General features: G+C 56.3%; 20 protein-coding genes and 1 riboswitch. Of the genes, 2 read left to right on the top strand and 18 right to left on the bottom strand.

Annotated elements, in window-relative coordinates; all coding sequences use genetic code 11:
- Positions 1–2 precede the first annotated feature (2 nt).
- The 13 genes from AAC620_RS09570 to miaB form a co-directional block, all read right to left on the bottom strand.
- A complete protein-coding gene (locus AAC620_RS09570; protein ID WP_340244554.1) occupies positions 3–1,415 on the bottom strand; it encodes a cytochrome ubiquinol oxidase subunit I in 1,413 nt (470 codons plus the stop codon).
- Between the two features lie 187 nt (positions 1,416–1,602).
- The gene (rpsA, locus tag AAC620_RS09575) at positions 1,603–3,282 is read right to left on the bottom strand and encodes a 30S ribosomal protein S1 (RefSeq protein ID WP_340244555.1); all 1,680 of its coding nucleotides are present in this window, start codon (positions 3,280–3,282) and stop codon (positions 1,603–1,605) included.
- Positions 3,283–3,490: 208 nt separating this feature from the next.
- Positions 3,491–4,087, bottom strand: coding sequence for a (d)CMP kinase (locus AAC620_RS09580; protein WP_340244557.1), 597 nt, complete (start codon positions 4,085–4,087; stop codon positions 3,491–3,493).
- Positions 4,084–5,436 carry a 3-phosphoshikimate 1-carboxyvinyltransferase gene (aroA, locus tag AAC620_RS09585; protein ID WP_340244559.1) on the bottom strand — a complete coding sequence of 451 codons (1,353 nt, stop codon included), beginning with the start codon at positions 5,434–5,436 and terminating at the stop codon, positions 4,084–4,086. Before aroA ends, AAC620_RS09580 begins: the two co-directional genes overlap by 4 nt.
- Before the next feature lie 76 nt (positions 5,437–5,512).
- Entirely contained in the window at positions 5,513–6,214 is a 702-nt protein-coding gene (trmB, locus tag AAC620_RS09590; protein WP_340244561.1) for a tRNA (guanine(46)-N(7))-methyltransferase TrmB, read from the bottom strand.
- 59 nt (positions 6,215–6,273) lie between these two features.
- The gene (gene metK / locus AAC620_RS09595; RefSeq protein ID WP_317655744.1) at positions 6,274–7,455 is read right to left on the bottom strand and encodes a methionine adenosyltransferase; all 1,182 of its coding nucleotides are present in this window, start codon (positions 7,453–7,455) and stop codon (positions 6,274–6,276) included.
- A gap of 6 nt (positions 7,456–7,461) precedes the next feature.
- A riboswitch (SAM-SAH riboswitch) is annotated at positions 7,462–7,511 on the bottom strand.
- An 18-nt stretch (positions 7,512–7,529) separates the two neighbouring features.
- Positions 7,530–9,050 (bottom strand): apolipoprotein N-acyltransferase, encoded by a 1,521-nt coding sequence (gene lnt, locus AAC620_RS09600; protein ID WP_340244564.1) that lies wholly within the window; start codon positions 9,048–9,050, stop codon positions 7,530–7,532.
- A 2-nt stretch (positions 9,051–9,052) separates the two neighbouring features.
- Positions 9,053–9,952, bottom strand: a complete 900-nt coding sequence (locus AAC620_RS09605) for a hemolysin family protein (RefSeq protein ID WP_340244566.1) — start codon at positions 9,950–9,952, stop codon at positions 9,053–9,055.
- A 44-nt stretch (positions 9,953–9,996) separates the two neighbouring features.
- Positions 9,997–10,491, bottom strand: coding sequence for an rRNA maturation RNase YbeY (ybeY, locus tag AAC620_RS09610; RefSeq protein WP_340244568.1), 495 nt, complete (start codon positions 10,489–10,491; stop codon positions 9,997–9,999).
- Between the two features lie 11 nt (positions 10,492–10,502).
- A complete protein-coding gene (locus AAC620_RS09615) occupies positions 10,503–11,522 on the bottom strand; it encodes a PhoH family protein (RefSeq protein ID WP_317655747.1) in 1,020 nt (339 codons plus the stop codon).
- A 124-nt stretch (positions 11,523–11,646) separates the two neighbouring features.
- Entirely contained in the window at positions 11,647–11,973 is a 327-nt protein-coding gene (locus tag AAC620_RS09620; RefSeq protein ID WP_340244571.1) for a hypothetical protein, read from the bottom strand.
- A gap of 11 nt (positions 11,974–11,984) precedes the next feature.
- Complete coding sequence (locus AAC620_RS09625; protein ID WP_340244572.1) at positions 11,985–12,527, bottom strand: OmpA family protein; 543 nt, start codon at positions 12,525–12,527, stop codon at positions 11,985–11,987.
- 247 nt (positions 12,528–12,774) lie between these two features.
- Complete coding sequence (miaB, locus tag AAC620_RS09630) at positions 12,775–14,097, bottom strand: tRNA (N6-isopentenyl adenosine(37)-C2)-methylthiotransferase MiaB (protein ID WP_340244573.1); 1,323 nt, start codon at positions 14,095–14,097, stop codon at positions 12,775–12,777.
- A 153-nt stretch (positions 14,098–14,250) separates the two neighbouring features.
- Between miaB and AAC620_RS09635 the strand changes: the two genes are divergently transcribed.
- Entirely contained in the window at positions 14,251–15,135 is an 885-nt protein-coding gene (locus AAC620_RS09635; RefSeq protein ID WP_340244574.1) for a hypothetical protein, read from the top strand.
- Between the two features lie 80 nt (positions 15,136–15,215).
- Here AAC620_RS09635 and AAC620_RS09640 read toward each other — a convergent pair whose 3' ends face one another.
- The 4 genes from AAC620_RS09640 to AAC620_RS09655 all read right to left on the bottom strand — a co-directional run bounded on the left by AAC620_RS09640 (position 15,216) and on the right by AAC620_RS09655 (position 19,827).
- Positions 15,216–15,689: an Hsp20 family protein gene (locus AAC620_RS09640; protein ID WP_340244575.1), complete on the bottom strand. Its 474-nt coding sequence runs from the start codon at positions 15,687–15,689 to the stop codon at positions 15,216–15,218.
- A 153-nt stretch (positions 15,690–15,842) separates the two neighbouring features.
- Positions 15,843–17,165, bottom strand: coding sequence for a glycolate oxidase subunit GlcF (gene glcF / locus AAC620_RS09645; RefSeq protein ID WP_340244577.1), 1,323 nt, complete (start codon positions 17,163–17,165; stop codon positions 15,843–15,845).
- Positions 17,166–17,183: 18 nt separating this feature from the next.
- On the bottom strand, positions 17,184–18,323 hold the full coding sequence (locus AAC620_RS09650) for an FAD-binding protein (RefSeq protein WP_340244666.1): 1,140 nt from the start codon (positions 18,321–18,323) through the stop codon (positions 17,184–17,186).
- A 64-nt stretch (positions 18,324–18,387) separates the two neighbouring features.
- Complete coding sequence (locus AAC620_RS09655; RefSeq protein ID WP_340244579.1) at positions 18,388–19,827, bottom strand: FAD-linked oxidase C-terminal domain-containing protein; 1,440 nt, start codon at positions 19,825–19,827, stop codon at positions 18,388–18,390.
- Positions 19,828–19,949: 122 nt separating this feature from the next.
- Here AAC620_RS09655 and AAC620_RS09660 point away from each other — a divergent pair, with 122 nt between their 5' ends.
- Positions 19,950–20,360, top strand: a complete 411-nt coding sequence (locus tag AAC620_RS09660) for a CopD family protein (RefSeq protein WP_340244581.1) — start codon at positions 19,950–19,952, stop codon at positions 20,358–20,360.
- On the opposite strand, the gene AAC620_RS09665 is transcribed toward AAC620_RS09660, so the two are convergent.
- Positions 20,347–22,437, bottom strand: a complete 2,091-nt coding sequence (locus AAC620_RS09665; protein ID WP_340244583.1) for a hypothetical protein — start codon at positions 22,435–22,437, stop codon at positions 20,347–20,349. The two genes, AAC620_RS09660 and AAC620_RS09665, sit on opposite strands and share 14 nt — an antisense overlap.
- Positions 22,438–22,440: the final 3 nt, after the last annotated feature.

Consider the following 22,440-nt stretch of genomic DNA (forward strand, 5'->3'; position numbering starts at 1 on the left):
CCCTATTCCCCCGCAACCAATGCAGCTTCAAGGCCCTGTTGCGGGCGTGCAGGGCGCGCCCCGCCCTGCCCCATGGCCGCCTTGCGCGCAAGATAGACCAATACGCCCACATAAGCGGCCAAAAGCGCCGCGTAGATCGCCAGATAAACAATCAGCGTTCCCATCACCATCGGTGCGGGCACCTCGGCCACGGCCTCAGCGGTTGTGACCACGCCTTGCACCAACCAAGGCTGCCGCCCGATCTCGGTTGTATACCACCCCGCAAGGGTAGCCACCCATCCCGACAGCGCCATTGGCACGAGCGCATAAAGCATTAGGTTTGGCAGCCCTTCGGGCGAGAGGGCTTCACCCGCAACACGCCCGCGGCGCATATAGACCAATGCCCCCCATGACAGGAACAACATGGCAAAGCCTGTGGCCACCATCACGCGAAACGAAAAGAACACAGGCGCGACAGGCGGGTGTAGGGCTGTGCCATCCTCGGCAATAAAATCATTCAGCCCCGGAACGACACCATCAAAACTATGCGTCAGGATCAATGAGGCGCCATTTGGGATGGCAATCTCAAAGCGATTTTCGCGAGCCGCCTCATCTGGCAAAGCGAAAAGAACCAAGCGCACATTCCCTTGCGTCTCCCAATTCGCTTCCATTGCGGCAACCTTTTGCGGCTGATGTTCGAGCGTGTTAAGACCATGTAAATCGCCCGCCAGAATTTGCAGTGGGATCAATGCAGCGGCCATCACAAGACCCGTGCGCAGCATCACGCGCAGTTCTGCCGCACGATCCCCCCAGAGCCAGCGCAGGGCCGCCAAGCCGGCCATCAGGAAGGCCACTGTCAGCCCTGATGCCAAAAGCATATGCAACAGGCGATAGGGCATTGAGGGGTTGAAGATAATCGCCGCCCAATCAGTAGCATGCGCCACGCCATCAATCATCTCAAACCCTGCAGGCGTGTGCATCCAACTGTTCAACACCAAAATCCAAAACGCGGATAAAGTCGTGCCAAAGGCGACCAAGCCCGTGGCCAAGATGTGCAGCCACGCAGGCACACGGCTGGCCCCAAACAGCATGATGCCGACAAAAGCCGCCTCAAGGAAAAACGCGGTTAACACCTCATAGGCCAATAGAGGCCCTGCAATATTGCCCACAATTTCCATAAAGCCTGGCCAATTCGTGCCGAATTGGAAGGACATGGTGATCCCAGACACCACCCCCATGGCAAAGGTCAGGGCAAAGATTTTCACCCAAAACAGATAGGCCGCCATAAACCGCGCCTCGCCCGTGCGCCAAAACCGCAGACGGAAATACAAAAGCACCCACCCCAAGGCGATGGTGATCGTGGGAAACAAGATATGAAACGAGATATTCGCGGCAAATTGAATTCGCGACAGCAAGAGCGTGTCTGCAACGTCCATCGGGCAACCTTTCGGCATAAAATCATGCATCTCTGCCCTGCCCGCATTGATGCTTAGTTCATCAATTAGGCGCAAAAGATGAAAAATCTATGGGCTGCGACAGCCTGTCGTTCCGACAAAGAAAAAGCCCCGCTCTGCTGAGCGGGGCAATTCCATCTCATAACGGGGCCAAAGGCCCGCGTGATGATTATTCGTCTTTGTTCAATGCAGCGCCAAGGATATCGCCCAAGCTTGCACCAGAATCGGATGAGCCATACTGCTCGACCGCTTCTTTTTCTTCGGCGATTTCGCGTGCCTTGATCGACAGGCCAAGTTTGCGGGTCTTCGCATCGATATTGGTTACGCGCACATCGATCTTGTCACCAACCGAGAAACGGTCAGGGCGCTGATCACCACGGTCGCGGCTGAGGTCAGAGCGGCGAATGAAGGATTTCATGCCTTCATATTCCACTTCCAGACCGCCTTCTTCGACCGAAGTCACAACAACTGTGATGACCGAGCCACGCTTCACGCCGCCAACTGCATCTGCGAATGGATCGCCATCAACAGCTTTGATCGACAAGGAGATACGCTCTTTCTCAACATCAACTTCGGTAACAACCGCTTTGACCATATCGCCTTTGCGGTAATCGCCGATCACATCCTCACCACGGCCTTCCCATGTCAGGTCAGACAGGTGAACCATGCCGTCAATGTCGTTGTCGAGGCCGATGAACAAACCGAATTCGGTGATGTTCTTGATCTCGCCTTCAACCGCTGTGCCAACAGGATGGGTTTCTGCAAACACTTCCCATGGGTTGCGCATGGTCTGCTTGAGGCCGAGCGATACGCGGCGCTTGGAGCTGTCGATCTCCAGAACCATAACTTCGACTTCTTGGCTGGTCGAAACGATCTTGCCAGGATGCACGTTTTTCTTTGTCCAAGACATCTCGGAAACGTGCACCAGACCTTCAACGCCAGGCTCCAGCTCAACAAATGCACCGTAATCGGTGATGTTGGTCACGCGGCCCATGTGAACGGATTCAAGCGGGAATTTCGCTTCAACGGAATCCCATGGATCGTCCAACAGCTGCTTCATGCCGAGGCTGATGCGATGGGTGTCTTTGTTGACCTTGATCACCTGAACCTTCACGGTCTCACCAATTGTGAGAACCTCTTTTGGATCATTCACACGGCGCCATGCCATGTCGGTGACGTGCAACAGGCCGTCAACACCGCCCAAATCGACAAATGCGCCGTATTCGGTGATGTTCTTGACCACACCATCCACGATGTCGCCTTCGCCCAGTTTGCCGATAACTTCGGCGCGCTGCTCGGCGCGGCTTTCCTCAAGGATTGCACGGCGGGACACAACGATATTGCCACGGCGGCGATCCATTTTCAGGATTTGGAATGGCTGCTTGAGGCCCATCAAAGGCCCTGCATCCCGCACGGGGCGCACGTCAACCTGAGACCCAGGCAAGAACGCAACAGCACCGCCAAGATCAACGGTAAAGCCACCTTTGACGCGGCCAAAGATTGCGCCATCGACACGCTCTTCTGCGGCATATGCTTTTTCCAAGCGATCCCATGCGGCTTCGCGGCGGGCCATTTCGCGGCTTAGAACCGCTTCGCCACGCGCGTTTTCCACATTGCGCAAGTAAACCTCCACCTCATCGCCAACTGCGATTTCGGGGGCCTCGCCGGGATTTGCGAATTCTTTAAGGTCGATGCGGCCTTCCATTTTGTAGCCCACATCAATGATGGCTTGGCCCGCTTCGATTGCGATGACCTTACCAGTGACAACCGCACCTTCTGCGGGGGTGTCAATCTCGAAGCTTTCATTCAGAAGGGCTTCGAATTCTTCCATAGTTGCTTTAGCGCACATAGATATTCAGTTCCTTTTCATAGAGCTATTCGGGCCATGCGGTTGTCTCCGCAGGTCTTTGGTTTCGTTTTCAATCGCCCCCTCGAAAATGATGAAGGGCCGGAGGATATCCCGACCCTGCTCAATCCGAGACGTTGACCGTCTGCTTGATTGCGTGGCTCATACAGTCATTGCACCAGTATGACAAGGGTTTTGGCCATTTTTCACACTAGCCCTTGAGGCGGGTTGTCACATGTTCTGCCGCAAGGCGAACAGCCGCCTCAATATCCAAATCGCTGGTATCGATCACCACCGCATCCTCGGCGGCACGCAATGGGGCATCTGCACGCGACATATCGCGGCTGTCGCGCTCAATGATCTCGTTCAAGATCTGCGCTTCATCCCCGCCAAGCTCTAAATAGCGGCGATGCGCGCGCACTTCGGGGCGGGCTGTGACGAATAATTTTAGATCCGCATCGGGGCAGATCACCGTGCCGATGTCGCGCCCATCCAAAACAGCGCCGCCGTTTTGACGCGCAAATTCGCGTTGAAATGTCACCAAGGCACTGCGCACTTCGGGGATCACAGCAACTTTTGAGGCGGCTTGCCCCGCCGCATGGCTGCGCAGATCAGTGCGGGCCAGATCGGCGGCTGTCAGATTTTGCGCGGCCATCTCAGGCGCGGCGCCATCAGCCACTTTTGCCCCAACGGCCCGATAAAGCAGGCCTGTATCGAGATGGGCAAAGCCAAATTGATCAGCCAAGCGGCGGCTTATCGTGCCCTTACCTGCGGCCGCAGGCCCATCAATGGCGACCGTGAAAATCAAACGTCCACCTCGCCAAGCGTGGCGCCAAGCCCCCGCATCAGGTCAATGAAGATGGGGAATGAAGTCGTAATTGGCCCGCCATCATCAATTTGCACGGATTCTTTCGTGGACAGCCCCAAGCACAAGAAAGACATGGCGATCCGATGATCCAAATGCGTTGCACATATCCCGCCGCCTTGCACACCGCCCGCACCGCGACCCTGCACAATCCACCAATCAGGGCCATCCTCCACCTCAACCCCATTTGCGCGCAGACCTGTGGCCATGGCATCAATGCGGTCGCTTTCTTTGACGCGCAGTTCTTTGACCCCGCGCATCACAGTCGCGCCTGTGGCATTCGCGGCCACGACCGACAGAATTGGGTATTCATCAATCATACTTGCGGCGCGCTCAGGCGGAACTTCGATCCCCTTGAGATCAGGTGAGAAACGCGCACGGATGTCTGCCATAGGCTCTCCACCTTCATCGCGGATGTTTTCATAGGTCAAATCCGCCCCCATCTCGATCAGGGTTTCAAACAAACCTGCGCGGGTGGGATTAAGGCCGATATTTGGCACCAATACATCTGAACCTTCCGTGATCAGCGCCGCACAAATTGGAAAGGCCGCGGAGGAGGGATCACGGGGCACAGTGATATCTTGAGGGCGCAATTCTGGTTGGCCCTCTAAGGTGATCACGCGCCCCTCATCGGTCTGCTCGCTCGTAATCGTTGCGCCAAAACCCGCAAGCATCCGTTCGGTATGGTCCCGCGTGGCCTCTTCTTCGATGACCACAGTTTGTCCGCGCACATTCAAGCCCGCCAACAGAACCGCAGATTTGACCTGCGCTGAGGGCACAGGCAACTTATAGCGCACAGGCACGGGGGTTTCCGCACCGATAATCGTCATCGGCAAGCGCCCGCCTGAGCGCCCAAAGGCCTGTGCACCAAAAAGAGCGAGCGGGTCTGTGACCCGTGCCATGGGGCGCTTATTGAGGCTTGCATCGCCTGTAAAGGTGGCCGCAATGGGGGTTGTGGCCATAGCGCCCATAATCAGACGCACGCCTGTGCCAGAGTTGCCGCAATCAATCACGTGATCAGGCTCGGCAAAGCCGCCAACACCAACGCCATCCACATGCCATTCGCCATCCCCGATACGCGTGACACGCGCACCAAAAGAGGCCATCGCCTTGGCCGTATCCAAAACATCTTGCCCCTCAAGCAACCCTTTGATGCGCGTCTGCCCGATGGCCATCGCCCCAAAAATAAGGCTGCGATGCGAGATGGATTTATCACCTGGCACATGCGCCTCGCCCGACAAACCCGCGGATTTCCGCGCCTGCATTTTGATAGGTTTTCCGTGGGCAGACATGCTTCATTCCCTCGCAAATTAACTTGGCCCATCTGATAGCGGTGACAGCCCGCCGCGTCCACAGGCTTTGGGGGTATTACCCCAATCGGCGGAAGGTCAGATAATGGGGAACACGCCCCTCCCGCAGGGCTTTTTGTTCGTAACGGGTGGAAATCCAATCGCCCCAAGGTTTGCGCCAATCCTCTGGCCGTTCGGCCAACCATTCAAACCCTGCCTTTGGAACTTCCTCCAATGTCTGGCGGACATAGTCGGGAATATCAGTGGCAACCCGAAAAATCGCGCCGGGCTGCAAAACCCGCGCTAAAGGTTCCAAATGCTCAGGCGTCACGAAACGGCGGCGGTGGTGGCGTTTCTTCGGCCACGGATCAGGATAAAGCAAAAACGCACGCGCGATTGATGCATCAGGCAGCACATCAAACATATCGCGCACATCGCCCGGAAAAACCCGCAGATTGGCGACACCGCTGGCGCGGATTTTGCCAAGCAGCATGGCCACGCCGTTGATATAGGGCTCGCAACCAATCAACCCGACATTGGGGTTCAGCGCGGCTTGGTGCACCATGTGCTCGCCGCCGCCAAACCCGACCTCAAGCCAAACATCGCGCCCGCCAAACAGCGCCTCAAGATCAAGGGCTGTCCGATCAGGGTTCTCGTCCCAATCAACCGCGCCAGGACTAAGCTTGGCCAAGTCCTGTTCCAAATAGGCTTCTTGGCTGTCGCGCAGGTTATGTCCTTTGCGGCGGCCATAGAAATTGCGGTGGGGTCTGGCTTCGGTCATCTTTGAAAGAAGGCCCCAACCAAATCAGTCAGGGCCATACTCCATGTGCAAGGTTCAAATTAGAGCGCGGATTTGATCGCATCGACCAGATCAGTGCGCTCCCACGAGAAGCCACCATCTGCCTCGGGGGCGCGGCCAAAATGGCCATAGGCCGCAGTGCGCTGGAAGATTGGCTTATTCAAACCCAAATGCAGGCGAATGCCGCGTGGGGTCAGGTTCATCGCCTGCGCCACGGCGCGCTCAATCGCGGCCTCATCGACATTGCCCGTGCCATGTGTGTCGGCATAGATCGACAAAGGCTTGGCCACGCCAATCGCATAGGACAGCTGAATAGTGCAGCGATCTGCAAGACCCGCAGCCACCACGTTTTTCGCCAAATAACGCGCCGCATAGGCGGCTGAGCGATCCACCTTGGTCGGATCTTTGCCCGAAAACGCACCGCCGCCATGTGGGGCCGCGCCACCATAGGTGTCTACGATGATCTTGCGACCTGTGAGGCCCGCATCGCCATCGGGGCCACCAATGACGAATTTACCCGTTGGGTTAACGTGCCATTCTGTGGCGGCAGTCAGCCACCCCTCGGGCAGCACTTCGCGGATATATGGCTCGACCAAGTCCCGCACATCAGCAGAGGTCATGCTTTCGTCCAAATGCTGTGTCGACAGAACCAAGGACGTGATTTCAACTGGCTTGCCATCCTCGTAGCGCACAGAAAGCTGCGATTTCGCATCTGGCCCAAGCTGCGGGGCCGCGCCCGATTTGCGTGCCTCAGCCAAACGGCGCAGGATCGCATGGGAGTATTGGATCGGGGCGGGCATCAGATCAGGGGTTTCATTGGTGGCAAAGCCAAACATGATCCCTTGGTCGCCTGCACCCTCGTCTTTATCCTCTGCGGCGTTCACGCCTTGTGCGATATGGGCGGATTGCTCGTGCAAGAGGTTGGTGATCTCACAGGTTTTCCAATGGAATTTGTCCTGCTCATACCCAATGTCGCGGATACACGCGCGGGCGATATCTTCGATACGGCCCATGTAGTCGCGCAGCTTATCTTGGTCGGACAAACCAACCTCGCCGCCGATCACAACGCGATTGGTCGTGGCGAAAGTCTCGCAAGCAACGCGCGCTTCGGGTTCTTCCGACAAAAACGCGTCCAAGACCGCATCAGAGATACGATCGCATACTTTATCAGGGTGACCTTCCGAAACGGATTCGGAGGTGAAAACATAGTGCTTACGGGACATGATAAGTGCTCCATTGGGGTTAAAGCCGCCACGTCAGGAAGCCGTTGTGGGGCCAAGATTGCGCCGCTTTATCTTCAAGTGCGGGTGAGATCAACCATATCAACACGCCGCTTGCGCAAAAATGCGCCCAAGAGCCCCAAAAGCATCACCCCATAGGCCCCATCCCCAAACCGCGCATAAAGGGTCGGGGGTAAGGATGGGGGCAAGGCGGCATCAATCACACCCATCTCTCCCATTCCCAAAGCAGACACGATTTCGCCACGCGCATCAATCACGGCGCTGACCCCTGTATTGGCGGCGCGCAAAACGGGCAAACCTTGCTCCGCTGCGCGCAGCTGAAGCAGGGCCAAATGCTGGTACGGGCCTGAAAACTGACCAAACCACGCATCATTGGTGGCATGGAACATCCAATCAGGGCGCGGCACATCCGTGATATAATGCGGGAAAATCGCCTCGTAACAGACCATCGGGAACACCGTTCCAAGATCTGCGCCGAGGTCAAAGACCTGAGGCCCTGACCCGCGCGAGAAACTTAGACCCATGCGATTTGCGAGCCCGTGTAACCCCATCTCGCGCGCAAGCGATTGCAAGGGCATATATTCCCCGAAAGGCACCAAATGATGCTTATCATAGGTTGCGGTCACTGCGCCAGTTTGATCCACCAAGGCAAGGGAGTTATAGGCAACCTCCCCCTCAAGACGTTGTGCGCCCAAAAACAACAGGCCACCGCCGGCAGCAGAGGCGAGATCTTGGCGGATGGTTTCGGTATTCTCCAAGAGCGAAGTTAAAACCGTTTCGGGATAAAGCACCAAATCAGGCCGTGCGCCCCCTGCCTCACGGACGGGCAGAGCGGTGAGATCAAGAATCCGATCTTGAAAAAACGGCTTCATCTCGGGTCGCCATTTAAGGTCTTGTGCAGCATTGGGTTGAATGATGCGGATGAGCGGCGCATCTGGGGCCGCCTGTGGCGCGGGAAAGACTGGCATGAACACCCAAAGCGCCACAATGCCACCCAACAGCCCCCCAGCGTGACGCCACGCCCCATTAATTGCAAAATGGGCCAAAAGACCTGCAGCACTGAGCAACAGGAGGCCCATCCCATGCGCACCGATGACCCCCGCCAAAATCCGTAAATTGGTGCCAATCATGGCGTGGCCAAACATTGCCCAAGGAAACCCCGTCAGGATATAGGCGCGCAGATATTCCCCAAATGACAGCGCCAGAACAATCGCCATGATGCGGGCCGCACGGCTTTGGGGACGGGCCAAGGCGCAGATCGCCCAGACGGGCAGTGCGAAAAACAGGGCCAACCCACCTGATAAGCCCAAAATCGCAAAAGGGGCCATCCACCCCTCTTGCGCCGCATAGACCATGAAGGGCTCGACAATCCAATGCAGCGCAAGGATGAAGTAGCCCAATCCCCCCCAAAACGCGGAAACCGCCGCGGCCTTGGGGGTTGGTGATTGGGCCAAGAGATAGATCAAAGCGCCCAATCCCAACGGGGTCGCGATGAGTATGTTAAACGGCGCAATGCCCAGAGCCGCGCCGAAACCTGCGCAAAATGCCAACAGACGCGGATCGCGCAGCCGTGTCATGATCACGCAGCGTCACCTTTGGGCAATCGCACACGCAACCGTTTGATCCGCCGCGCATCGGCATCGACAACCTCAAACTCGGCACCAGAAGGGTGCGGAACGATTTCCCCGCGCGCGGGAATACGCCCCGTCAGTTTGAACACCAAACCACCAAGGGTGTCTATTTCCTCATCTTCGTCAGTGTCCAGCAGTTTGATCCCAATCTCGGCTTCAAACTCGTCTAATGGGGCGCGGGCAAGGGCGAGATAAGCGCCTGATTTCTCATGGCTCCATGGGCTGTCTTCTTCGACATCATGCTCATCTTCAATCTCACCGATGACCTGTTCGATCAAATCTTCGATCGTCACCAAACCATCGACACCGCCATATTCGTCAATCACCAAAGCCATATGGGTGCGCTCGGTCTGCATTTTTTGCAGAAGCACCCCAATCGGCATGGAGGGCGGCGCATAAAGCAAGGGCCGCAGCATAGAGCGCAAATCGAAATTACCGTCCGACTTGTGAAAGCCATGGCCTAAAGCAACGTCTTTCAAATGGACGAGGCCGATGGGGCTATCGAGGGTGCCATCGTAAACTGGCAGGCGCGTATTGCCGCTTTCGCGAAACACCGCGATGAGATCGTCAAGGCTGATATCAGCGGGCACCGCCGTTATCTCGACACGCGGGATCGACACATCCTCGACCCGCAAACGGCGGAGATTGGACATGCCAAATTGCGCAAAGGATTTACCCTCGCTTGCAGGGTGGCTCAGGCTTTCGCCATCGGCATGATCTGCATGATCGGGGTCTGATGGGCTAGACCCAAAAAGACGGGAGAAGAAACTTTGCCTTTGCGGCAGAGGCTCGTCATCAAGGGGCGCGCTTTGCGCCGCGATAGACGAGGGTTCGGGATTTGAGCTCATAGCCCCTTTCCAAGGTTACACTGACAAAACTTGTGCCATCCGCCCTAATATGGGTCAGCAACCCCCAGTCTGGCAAGGATGCGTGTCTCTAAACTTTCCATCACCGTGGCATCGGGGTCATTTATATGATCAAATCCCAACAAATGAAGGATCGAATGAACCATCAAATGGGTCAAATGATCATCAAAATCTTTGCCCTGCTCCTCCGCCTCGCGGGCGCAAGTCTCATAGGCGACTGCAATATCGCCCAATTCATGTGGTGGGCCATCCGCGGCGGGGGTCGGCAATTGGGGCATTTGACCGAGGGGCAGGTCAATCTCTTCTGCGGGCCAAGACAACACATTGGTCGGTGTCGGCTTGCCGCGAAAATCGCTGTTTAGGGTTGCGATGCGGCTATCGTCACAGGCCAAAACCGAAACTGCAAACCGCGCAGGATCAAGCCCAAGCTCGGCACAGATGCCGTCTGCCGCGCGCGCAGTGACATCTTCAATGTCACAGGCCTGCCACGCAGGGGTTTCGATCAGAATGTCAATTTCCATGCGCCTTGCGCCTAACCTTTAACCTCATCGGCGTCATAGGCTTCGATAATCTTGGCGACCATCGGATGACGCACCACATCTTTTGCGGTGAAATAGTTAAAGCTGATCCCTGAGACAGCACCCAAAATGCGTTCGGCCTCGGCAAGGCCAGAATTCACGCCGCGCGGCAAATCAACCTGACTGCGATCACCCGTGATAACCATGCGGCTGCCGCGTCCCAGACGGGTCAAGAACATCTTCATTTGCATTGTGGTTGCGTTTTGGGCTTCGTCCAAAACCACATAGGCATTGGCCAATGTCCGCCCCCGCATGAACGCCAAAGGTGCAATTTCAATGGTTTTTTCTTCCATTAATTTCTGCAGTTGTCGACCAGGCAGAAAATCATGCAGCGCATCATAAAGGGGCTGCATATAGGGATCGACCTTATCCTTCATATCCCCAGGCAAGAATCCCAGACGCTCGCCCGCTTCTACGGCGGGGCGCGACAAGATGATCCGATCCACATGGCCATTGATCAAGCGGTTCACCGCGACAGCAACCGCCAAATAGGTTTTTCCCGTTCCCGCAGGGCCAATCCCAAAGGCCAGTTCGTTTTTTAGCAAGTTTTGAACATAGGCTTTTTGCGCATCGGTGCGGGGCTCGACCGTTTTCTTGCGGGTGCCGATTTCCAACGAGGATGCACCAAACATTTCAATCTGGTCACCTGCGCGAACGCCCGTCCCCTCAACAGAGCCACGCATACGGATTGCGCCCTCGACATCTTCGGCCTCTACTGATTTTCCTGCCTCTAATCGCGCATAAAGACTGCCCAAAACTTCGGCCGCGCGCTCCCGCGCCTCGCCATGCACGGCCAATTGGTTGCCACGGCGAATGATCTGCACCGATAGCGTTGTTTCAATTTGCGTGAGATTTCGGTCGAATTCTCCACAAAGGTCGATCAGAAGGCGATTGTCAGGAAAGCTCAGCTGCAAATCCGCAGGGGGGCCAGATTTAGGGGTGGCGGGTGCGCTCAACGTGGACAATGCCAACATACTCTCCTTCGCTCAGAGAAGATTCCTGAGTTGAGAGTGCCAAGCCCTCGCAGCCAAATCAATAGCTAGTGTGAGATGCACGAAAATTTCACATATCTAGGCGACAGATGACCGATTTTTGCGCCTAGAACAAACCAGCGGAGCGAATATCAGGCACAACCCCACCCGTGGCGTAGTCACCAACAACTGAATTTGGCGGCGCAACAGCCGTGCAAACAGGCAAGCCAGACACAGGATCACGGCGGCGCGACCAATACCCTTCCGCGCCATCGTCAATCATCCAAATGTGGCAACCATCAGGGTCGACATAGATGGCGGCCTGTAATTGGCTAAGGTCTTTTGCGTCAAAACCGCGATCACGATTACTCGCAATTGGGCGGTCTAGGCCTGAACAGCCCGACAAAACTGTAGCCGCCCCAATTAGGGCAATCGCCAAATATCGCTGACGCATCATGGCCCCCTTCATATGTAACATACGATTTCAACGCGGCGGTTGCGCTGCATATTGGAGGTGCTGTCATTGGGCGCAATTGGTCGGCGTTCGCCATAGCCAATTTCACGCGCCACGCGCGCCCCAACACCGCGCGCCACATTGGCCACCGATTCGGCACGGGCCTGCGAGAGGCGGATATTGTATTCATCTGAGGCGCGCGCATCAGTATGCCCATAAATCGCATAGGCAAACGCACCCGCCGAGCGGAAAAACTGTTCCAACTGCGCGCGACCATTTGCGGTCAAATGCGCGCTGTCTGTCGCGAAAAGAACATCGCTATTCGTCATTGCGCAGGTGTTGACGCGCATGCAGACAGGCATCCCCGTTTGGGGATTCACACGTCCCTCCATGTAGCCCTCAAGACCGCCATCGGCGACCCAATGCATACAGCCGTCAGGATCAATCCAGATCCCCGGCTGCACGCGGCCAGAAATAGCCCCACTCTGCGCCTCCGCGAATTGTGGCACAAAGGCAAGCAGCCCAATCGCCAAAAACCGCACGGCATGTGCCATTCCATGTTGGATAAAGCTGTTCAAAAGCACGCCCAATCTCAAAATTCTTTCCCTGCGACCATCCCGCTAAAATGCGGAAGAATGGTTAACAGCGCGATTATTCGAGAGAATATCCGAGCAATTTCGCTTCGGAAAGAAAAATATATCAATATTTAGATATAAATTGATAAACAATCTCAACAAATTGTGAGAAATTGTTCCTGTTGGGGCATCCTACCCGCCGAAGGCCACCCCAGGCATCCGCAGACTATACCAACGCGCCTGTCAAGGAATTGGTGGCAGACTTAATGATTCGAACCATTGCCACTTGACCAATTAATTCAGCAGGCGCGATAGCATGAACCGAATGCAAATAGCCCGATTTTCCAATCAATTGCCCCTCTTGGCGCCCATGCTTTTCAAACAGAACTGGCATTTCGCGCCCCACCATTCCATCTTGAGCCGCCCTTTGCTGTTCGGTCAAAAGCGCCTGCAATTCTTGCAAACGGGCATCTGCAATCTCAGGCGCAACATCTGCACGCTCGGCCGCGGGCGTGCCGGGACGCGCGGAATATTTGAACGAATAAGCCTGCCCGTAATTCACTTTGCGCACCAAATCCATCGTTTGCGCAAAATCTTCATCTGTCTCGCCGGGGAAGCCCACGATGAAATCCCCTGACAGCAACAAATCAGGGCGCGCGTCACGGATGCGTGCGATCAGGTCGAGATAGTCCTGCGCGGTATGTTTGCGGTTCATCGCTTTGAGAATACGATCAGACCCCGATTGCACAGGCAAATGAAGATAGGGCATCAGCTTGTCACAATCGCCAAAAGCCGCGATCAGGTCATCTTCCATGTCATTGGGGTGCGATGTGGTAAAACGGATACGCGCCAAATCTTCGATTTTCGCCAATTCACGGATCAGGCGCGCCAGCCCCCATTCACGCCCATCCTCATCTTGCCCATGATAGGCATTCACATTTTGCCCCAAAAGCGTGATTTCGCGCACGCCACGTTCGACCAGATCGCGCGCCTCCCCCAAAATGCGCGCAACGGGGCGACTGACCTCAGCGCCGCGGGTATAGGGCACAACGCAAAACGCACAGAATTTGTCGCAGCCTTCCTGCACCGTCAAAAACGCACAAGGCCCGCGCTTGGCGCGGCGATCTTTTGGCAGATGCAGAAACTTATCTTCTTCGGGGAAATCCGTATCAAGGGCCTTTTCCCCTGCCTCAACCGCGCGCATCATGGCAGGAAGGCGGTGATAGGTCTGCGGGCCAACGACCAAGTCCACAATCGGTTGACGGCGCATAATCTCTTCGCCTTCGGCCTGCGCGACACAGCCCGCAACACCGATTTTCAGATTGGGGTTCTCATCACGCAAAGGTTTCAGGCGGCCCAATTCCGAGTAGATCTTTTCCGATGCTTTCTCGCGAATGTGGCACGTGTTCAGCAGGATCATATCCGCTTCTTCCGCACTGCCGACCTGCTCATAGCCCTGACCAGACAGCGCCTCTGCCATACGCTCGCTGTCATAGACATTCATCTGGCAGCCATAGGTTTTCACGAATAGCTTTTTGGGTTCAGTCATTGCACGGGGCCTTTTTCGCAGATCGCAGCACAGGGTCATTTAGCCCAACAGGGGGCGCACATCAACGCATGTGACCCATTGCAATAGACCACAAAGCCCCGCAAATTGGGGTTGGGTTACAAAAATTTCAGAATTGGTCGGAATAAACCGCATATGCAGATCAAAGACTATGCATCTTTGGCCGAATTTCGCCGCCTGCCGCGGGGCGGGTTTGGCAAGGGGCCGTTTGCAATTTTGATTGCAGAGGATCGGGTTGAATTGGCCTCGACACTGTCTCATTTGATGCAATTGGGGTTTCGCCATGTGTTCATCGCAGCCCCCACTGGTTTGGACATCTCACCCGAGACAGAGGGGCACGCCCCAAACACTGTTTCGATTATTCGCGCGCAAACCCGCCGCTCAGATGCCGCTGCCAGTCTTGTGAATGCGCTGATCCCTCTCGTGCCAAATGAATGGATTCATTACTGCTATAACGCTGAATATTTCTTTTACCCGTTCTGCGAGGATCGCACTGTGGGAGAAATGGCAGCCTTCATCGCGGAAGAACGCCGCGACTGCGCGCTGACCTATGTGATTGATCTCTACGCACAAGACCTGAACATCGCACCAAATGCCGTGAACCTAGATCATGCCATGCTCGACAGTGCAGGGTATTTTGCCGATGCGCGCCGTGATGAAACGGGCCGCGCCAAGGATCGCCAACATGATTTTTTTGGCGGCTTGCGCTGGCGCTTTGAGGAACATGTTCCCAAAGAACGGCGGCGCATTGATCGGATCGGTTTCTTTCGGGCGAAGGAAGGGCTGCAAATGTTCGAAGATCATCGCCTCAGTGACGAGGAAATGAACACTTTTGCGTGCCAATGGCACCATTCCATTACCGCAACCATCTGTTCGTTTCGCGTAGCCAAAGCACTGCGCAGCAATGCAGGATCTCGCTATGATATCGGGGATTTTCGCTGGCACCGCTCAAAGCGGTTCCAATGGTCTAGTCAGCAATTGATGGATTTGGGCCTGATGGAACCGGGGCAATGGTTCTAGGGCCACGCCCAGTCCTGCCACCGATCACCGCCTGCGCGCGCAAGGGAGGGCCCGCGCGCAGGGGTGTCTGAAGGTCTGTCTCAGACCTCTACATCCGTCACTTCAAGTGCGGGTGTTTGTTTGGATGCCTTGCCAGATGTGATGGCAATCTGACGCGGTTTTTTTGCCTCTGGCACCTCACGCAAGAGATCGACATGCAACATGCCGTTCTCATGGCTGGCTTGGGTCACGCGCACATGATCGGCCAATTGGAACCGCTTCTCAAAAGCGCGGGTCGCAATGCCACGGTGCAAATAGGTGCGGGCGGTGTCGTCTTTCTCTTTGCGGGCCGCGATGACCAGTTCCGTCTCGCGTTGCTCAACACGCAATTCAGCCTCGGAAAAACCCGCAACAGCGATAGAGATACGATAGGTATTCTCATCGGTTTTTTCGATATTATAGGGGGGATAGCTGTTCGCGCCCGTTTCCTGCGTCAGCAGGCTGTCTAACAAATCAGCCATACGATCAAAGCCGACAGTGGCGCGGTATAGGGGGGTTAGGTCGTAGTTTCGCATAGGACATCCTCCATCAGAAGCGATACCAAGGTTTTCGTGGCGCTCTACACCATGAGACACGCCAACAAAGGTTCAGGTCGGCCCGCTTGGCGGCACCGACCTCTCTGATATTGGAAGCAGCTGTTCGGGTTTCAAGACCCTTGAAACTGGGATTTAGCGCAAGATTGGCACAGGGATTTCCTGCGCTGCGCGCGACATCGCAGGCGGCTTCGGCCCACCCGTGGCCCAATCAAGCAACTCGACCGTATGCACCACAGGATGCCCTGTGCCTGACCCAATTTGCATCATGCAGCCGATATTGCCCGCAGCAATCACATCGGGCTGCAGGGCCTCAAGCGTGCGGATTTTGCGCGCCTTAAGCTTGCCCGAGATTTCAGGCTGCATGAGGTTATATGTGCCTGCCGATCCACAGCATAGGTGACTGTCGGCAGGTTCAAGTACCGTGAACCCCGCGGCTCTGAGCAAATCCTTCGGCGCGGTTTTCACCTTTTGCCCATGTTGCAGCGAACAGGCCGCATGATAGGCCACGTTCAAATCTTCAGGGGCTTTGGCGGCAGACAAGTCCAGCTTTTGCAGAAGCTCCGAAATATCCATCGCAAGACCTGATATGGTTGCAGCATCTTCCGCCAAAGGATCATTGCGGAACATATGTCCGTAATCCTTGACTGTGGTTCCACAGCCAGACGTGTTGATCACAATCGCGTCCAATCCTTCGCCGCGCGCCTCGCGCATCCATGCTTTGATATTGGCTGCCGCAAAGGCATGCGATTCCGTCTCGCGGCCCATGTGATGGGTCAAGGCCCCACAGCAGCCTGCACCTTCGGCCACAACCACCTCGCAGCCCAAACGGCGCAACAGGCGAATTGTGGCATCATTGATATCCGTATTCAGCGCCCGTTGTGCGCATCCCGTCATCAAAGCAACCCGCATTTTGCGCGCGCCATGCGGCGCAAAACTTTGTGCATCATCATTGCGACTAACGGGCGGGATTTGCGCAGGCACCATGTTCAACATCGCCTTGAGCCGCGCATCAGGCATCAAAAAGGCAAAAGGCTGCCCAATCTTCGCCCCCAAAAGTGCAAGGCGAAACCGTGTCGGATAGGGCAGAATTTTCGCCAAGGCAAAGCGCAGAACACGATCCATAAAGGGGCGCTTATAGGTGCGCTCAATATGGGCGCGGGCGTGGTCGACCAAATGCATGTAATGCACCCCCGAAGGGCAGGTGGTCATGCAGGCCAAACAGGACAAGCAGCGGTCAATATGTTTGACGGTCTTTGCGTCTGCTGGGCGCCCAGATTCAAGCATATCCTTGATCAGGTAAATCCGCCCACGCGGACTGTCTAATTCATCGCCCAACACTTGATAGGTTGGACAAGTGGCCGTGCAAAATCCGCAATGGACACAGGCGCGCAAAATCTCGTTCGAGCGCGCAGTGGCGGGATCAGCAAGCTGTTCTGGGGTGAATGTCGTCTGCATGGCGAAACACGCCCTTCCTTATGCGGCGGGCATGGCCGTGGCCATCAGCCCTGTGTTCAATATTCCTTTTGGGTCGAATTTGCGGCGCAACCCATCTGACAGCGCCGCCAAAGGCGCAGGCTCAGGGTGGAAGGTCGGGATGCGCGCATGCGTGGCCTCAGATGCACGGATCAGCGTGGCATGGCCACCAAATGCACCAAGGGTCTTGCGCAGATCATGCCCTTCGCCAACCAAGGCCCAAATGAGACCGCCGCCCCAGTCATAGATCACTTCGCCCTTGATTTTCGCGCCGATTGTAGGCCCGTCACTGGGTTTGCACGAGATGCGCCAGACATCGCCCGTTTGCCCCGCAAACGCAGTCACATCGCGTTGATCTTTCCACATCTGCCGCACCAGATCGGGATCAGATATCACCTCCACTTCTCCGAACTCGGCAAGAACGCCGCGTAGGGCATCTGTGCGATAGGCCACGCTTTTGGCAAAGCCTTCAAGACGCAGCATGGTGCGCGACCTGCCACCACGATTGGCGGTATGCGCGGCCCCTGTTACCTCATAGGGTGAGGCTAGGGCGCGCGACAGCGCGGCCACGGCGGACTGATCCGACAGCCCCTCAAGGATCAGGCAGGCGCAGGTTTCGACTTCAGGAAGAAGCTTGAAGGAGACTTCGGACAGAACCCCAAGCGTGCCGTAACTGCCTGCCATCAGTTTCACGAGGTCATAGCCCGTAACGTTTTTCATCACGCGACCGCCATTCTTGATGACGGTTCCCGCCCCATCAACAAAACGCACGCCAATCAAGCTGTCACGCGCGGCGCCCGCTTGAATGCGGCGCGGCCCCGAAACATTGCCAGCAACCACCCCACCGATTGTGGGCGTGCCGTTTGTGCCCAAAAGCGCGCGATGATCCATCGGCTCGAAGGGCAGGCGCTGGTTCTCGGCATGAAGCACGGCCTCAATTTCGGCCAAGGGCGTGCCAGCTTGCGCGACCAAGGTCAGCGCACCCGGTTCGTAAAGCGTGATCCCCGTCAAGGCCGCCGTTGACAAAACTTCGCCCGCAACCGCGCGGCCAATCGGGCGGGTGCCACCACCACGGATCGCCATGGGATGTTTTGCTGCGGCGAGACAATCGGCCAATTCAGCCTCGGATTTCGGTTGCAACATAGCGCAACGCCCCTTTCGTAAGGTAGGCCCCCAAGAGCGAGATCGGGGGATGAAATTATGCTTAGGCAGCGTGATCGCGGCGAGATTCAGTGACCGAAAGCGGAAACACCTTTGCAGGGTTCAAGAGCCATTTGGGGTCGAACACATCCTTCACCCAAAGCTGCGCTTCGAGGTCTGTTGGGGTATACTGCGTCAGCATTAAATCACGCTTTTCAATGCCCACCCCATGTTCGCCCGTCAGGCAACCGCCCACCTCAACACAGAGCTTGAGGATATCCGCGCCAAAAGCCTCGCACAGTTCCAGATCGCCTGGTTTGTTGGCATCAAACAGGATCAACGGGTGCATATTGCCATCCCCTGCATGAAAGACATTGGCAACGCCAAGTCCGTATTCCTTGCTCATCTCGCCGATGCGGCGCAGAACGTAAGGCAAGCTTGAGACGGGGATCGTGCCGTCAAGGCACATATAATCATTGATCTGACCCATCGCACCGAAGGCGGATTTTCGGCCCAACCAAATGCGTGCGGCCTGATCGGCATCTGCCGCCTCGCGCAATTCCACGGGATTGTGGCGCGAGGCAATGTCAAGGATCACATCCAATTGTTCGCGGATTTCCGCTTCAGATCCTTCGACCTCGACAATCAACAAGGCCTCGCACATCGGGTAGCCCGCCTTGGCAAAGGCCTCGGTCGCCTCGATACAGGGTCGATCCATGAATTCGATTGCCACAGGCAGAACGCCCGCCTTGATAATATCAGAGACGCATTCCCCTGCGACCTCATTGCTGTCAAATCCCATCAATACGGGGCGCGCACCTTCGGGTTTGCGGAGGATACGCAAAGTGGCCTCCGTGACTACGCCAAGCTGTCCTTCGCTGCCGCAAATCACGCCCAAAAGATCAAGGCCGCCCGCATCCAAATGCGCGCCACCAATCTCAACGACTGTGCCATCCATCATCACCATCGTGACGCCCAATAAGTTATTGGTCGTCACCCCATATTTCAGGCAATGCGCACCGCCAGAATTCATCCCGATATTCCCCGCAATCGCACAGGCCAATTGGCTTGATGGATCGGGGGCGTAGAAAAAATCATTCGCCTCAACAGCGCCCGTCACGCTGAGATTGGTGCGCCCTGTCTGCACACGGATGAATCGATTGTCATAATCGGTTTCCAACACCTGTGTCAGGCGCGCCACCCCCAAAATGACGCTATCGGCCGTAGGCAAGGCCCCGCCCGCAAGCGAGGTGCCAGAACCACGCGGAACAACGGGCACACCCTCCTCGTGGCAAATGCGCAGCACCTCAGAGACTTCAGCCGTGGACTGGGGCAACACCGCCGCCAAAGGCGGGCAGCGATAGGCCGTCAAAGCGTCACATTCATAAGCCCGCGTTTCATGCGGATCATCAATAACCGCATCATGGGGAAGCACATCGCGCAACCGCGAAATGATCCGCGTGCGCTTGGCCAAAATGGCGGGGTTTGGTTTTGGCATTTCCATAATCAGCCCTCCCTGCGGTATTGGTAAGATTTCTAGACCAATTTGAAGGATTGCGCAAGCAAAAGCCATGCGCGACCGAATTGCCCATAGACGAAACATAACAAAACAGGCAGCAAGGCAGCATGGATTGGGTCAAAGTCATACATATTCTTTGCGTCATGGGCTGGATGACTGGTATTTTTGCCGTCCCCCGCGCCATTATCTTTTGGAAACGGGAATATGCGCGGCTTGGTGAATTTGGACCAACAGGCGATCTGACGATTCGCATTTACCGCTTTTCGCTAGGGCTTGGTGTGATTGCGATTGCCACTGGGCTATGGCTTGGGTGGTTTTGGAATTTCGCGCCTTGGGTCTGGGTGAAACTGGGCCTCGTCAGCCTGCTTGGCGCGCATTACGCCTGGACGGGTCGCTTGATCCTGCGCGCCCTAAAAGGCGAGTTCCGCGAAAGCGATTTTTACCTGCGGGTCTTTAATGAGGTCAGCGTGTTTGGCGCCATCGCCGTTTTGATCGTGGTGGTCTTTAAGCCCTTCTAAAGCGCCCTTCGCGCAGCCATGCGGCGGCAAGCGCAGCCAAACCTGCGATCAGATACACCCAAACAGGAACAAGCGGTCGGGCGCGCACATCCTGTGTAACAAAGGCATCACGGGCATAAAGCCCCATCCAACCGCGCCCCACTGCACCGCGCCATTCGGGCACAAGACGCAGATCAGGCAGAGCATCGCGGAGGAAAAACACCGCCCCGCCCGTTGCCTCTAGGTGAGGACGAAGAAGATCGCCTGTCGCTATAACCTCGTTAAATTCGCGCGGGTTGGCAGGGCCAATGCCCACAACGATATCTGACAAATCTGCCGCATTTGGATCGCTTACGCGGTAAAGCCCATCTTCGGGGGCAAGATAGCTGCCTTCAAACATGCCTTCGGCCGCCTCACGCAATGGCACGGTGATGTCTTCCCCATCTGGCGCTGTCACAATGACTGAGGCAACACCCGCCCCCATCGTTTGACGAATGATGCGCATCTCGCGACCATCGGCTTCGGCGCTTAGCGCCTCCTCCTCAAGATCTGGCTCTTTCATCATCCAATGGGCCAGACGGCGCAAAAGCTCTAATTGTGGGCCACCGCCCTCGTATCCCCGATCCCACAGCCATGCATGATCCGAGGCCAAGAGCGCGACACGGCCCTCACCCACGCGATCCAAGATCAAAAGCGGCGCATCACCTACCCCCTCAAGCACGACATCGCCCGCGTTTGGGGCAACCTCAACTTGCCGGAACCACCGCCCCCATGGCTGATCTGATCCTGCAATGGGCAAATGCGCCGCCTCAAGACCCCGCGTCACAGGGTGACGCGCACCAAGGCGGGAAAGATGCGGCACATATGGTTCTTCAAACACGCGCGCGGTCGGCTCGGCGGGCAGAATATCGGCCAAAGGTGAGCGATACAGCGACCCTGCGCCCGCAAAATCGGGGCCTGCCGCCACCAAAACCGCGCCGCCATCGCGGACATAGCGCGCCACATTTTCAAGATAGATCAGGGGCAATATCCCGCGCCGTTGATACCGATCAAAGATGATCAAATCGAAATCATCAATTTGATCCATGAACAGCTCACGAGTGGGAAAGGCAATCAAGGACAATTCCGACACAGGAACATTGTCGCGCTTTTCAGGGGGGCGCAGAATGGTAAAATGCACCAAATCCACCGCAGGGTCAGATTTCAACAAATTGCGCCATGTCCTTTGGCCCATATGTGGCTCGCCTGACACAAGCAACACCGACAAACGATCCCGCACCCCATTGACCTGCGCATAAGCGACATTGTTGCGCGGGGTTAATTCCCCCGCCTGCACAGGCACCGCAAAGCGCACAACGTTCCGCCCCGCATGGGCGAGGTTCAATGTTAATTCAAGCGGCTGCCCAACGGGCACAATCGCGCGCTGTGGCTCGTTCCCGTCAATCGAATAAATCACCTCGGTCTGGCGCGCATCCACCCCATCAGGGAGGGGGCCGAAATCACTGACACGCAATGCGATTTTTACATCTTCGCCCAAAATGCCATAGGCGGGGGCAGTTTCAATTTGAAGGGCGCGATCCCAATCATCTGCCTGCCCCGTGATCAGCGCGTGAACGGGGCCAATCGCTGTGGGCATTGCGTCCAGATCATGCACTTGCCCATCTGTCAGCAAAAATGCGCCAGCAATGCGCTCTTGGGGTAATTCCGCGGCAAGCCCGCTTAAGGCAGACAAAAGCTGCGTTCCTTGATTGCCATCCGCATCGGCCACATAGCGCAGTTCAACCTCGACCCCTTTTGTCTCTAATTCTGCGACAAGGGCGGCAAGCGCGGCTTCGGTTTGGGCGGGGCGATCAGCCAAGCCTTGCGATGCCGATTGATCCACCACCACGAGGGCGATATCGGCCAGGGGGGCGCGGGTTTCCTCCTGCCAGATTGGGCGCATCAGCGCCACAAGTGCAACCATCGCCGCAACGGCACGATAGGGCCACCCGCGCAGGCCGCGCAGTGCAGCATAGCCCGTGATCACCAACAACACAGCCGCCACAACAGCCACGACCATGGGAGGGAGATAAGGATCGAATAGGATCATCATACCCATCCC

The sequence above is a fragment of the Roseobacter sp. HKCCA2468 genome, assembly GCF_037805105.1.
GTDB lineage: Bacteria > Pseudomonadota > Alphaproteobacteria > Rhodobacterales > Rhodobacteraceae > M30B80.